The following is a 1246-nucleotide window of genomic DNA, read 5'->3' as shown; positions in this document are numbered from 1 at the left end:
GGGACTGCCCCCGGTTTTGTTGACTCCTTGACCTAGCGAGCTTGTGCTCGTGGAAGGATGTTGACTATGCCCACGGCTTATGGGGCGGAGTTCCGCCAGGATGTTATTGATGTGGCCCGCAAGGGTGAGGCGCCCCTGGCGCAGATTGCGAAGGATTTCGGGCTCTCGGTCACGACGCTCAAGCGCTGGATTGCCATCGCTGAACCCAAGGAATCCGGCACGGCAGAGACCGCGGCGGCAGAGTCGGCTGAGATGCGGGAGTTGAAGAAGCGGAACCGGTTGTTGGAGCAGGAGAATGAGATTCTGCGCCGGGCGGCTGCCTATCTGGCGAGGGACATCAACCCAAAATGATCTACCCGCTGGTCACGGATCTTGCCGCCGACGGTGTTCCCGTGGCGGTGACCTGCAGGGTGTTGGGATTTAGCAAGCAAGGCTACTACCGGTGGAGGGCCAGCCCGGTGACGGAACGGGATTGGGTCGATGCGCACCTGGTCAACGCCGCCCGGGACATCCATGCGGAGGACCCGGCGTTTGGGTACCGGTTCATCGCCGACGAACTCCCGGAGAAGGGCATCGTGGCGGGTGAGAACAGGGTCCAGCGCTTGTGCCGGGACCACGGCATCTGGTCGGTGTTCTCCAAGAAGCGGGGCCTGAACCGGAAGCCGGGGCCACCGGTCCATGATGACCTGGTGGAGCGGGACTTCACCGCCACTGCCCCGAACGAGCTGTGGCTGACGGACATCACCGAGCACCCCACTGCCGAGGGGAAGCTCTATCTCTGCGCGGTGAAGGACGTCTATTCCGGCCGGATCGTGGGTTACTCGATGGACTCACGGATGAAGTCCTCGCTGGCGGTGTCCGCGCTGGGGAACGCAGTCCGGGCACGCCGCCCGGCAGCGACCGTGGTGCACTCGGATCGCGGGTCCCAGTTCCGGTCCCGTCGCTTCGTTGAATCACTGCGCCACCACGGGCTCACAGGATCGATGGGCAGGGTCGGTGCGTGTGCGGACAACGCCGCGATGGAATCGTTCTTCTCGCTGCTGCAAAAGAACGTCCTGGACCGTCAGCGGTGGCTCACCAGGCAGGATCTCCGGCTGGCTATCACGAGCTGGATCGAGCGGACCTATCACCGCCGGCGACGGCAAAGACGGCTGGGAAAACTCACGCCAATCGAATATGAAACAATCAACCGGACCGCGCTCACAGCGGCCTAAGACCCCGAGTCAACAAAAGCCGGGGCAGTCCC

1 protein-coding gene is annotated in these 1246 nt (G+C 63.5%); it reads left to right on the top strand.

The window, feature by feature from the left end:
• The first annotated feature begins 66 nt into the window (after nt 1–66).
• Nucleotides 67–1214, top strand: a protein-coding gene (locus AB0N24_RS27550; protein ID WP_364131779.1) for an IS3 family transposase whose coding sequence is annotated in 2 segments (ribosomal slippage) — nt 67–346 and nt 346–1214 — 1149 coding nt in all. Because the reading frame shifts where the segments join, the coding sequence is not laid out codon by codon here.
• The last annotated feature ends 32 nt before the right edge of the window (nt 1215–1246 follow it).

It is taken from the genome of Arthrobacter sp. NPDC093128 (assembly GCF_040683875.1).
In the GTDB taxonomy this organism is placed as follows: domain Bacteria; phylum Actinomycetota; class Actinomycetes; order Actinomycetales; family Micrococcaceae; genus Arthrobacter.
This window is presented reverse-complemented; position numbering and strand designations above follow the sequence as displayed.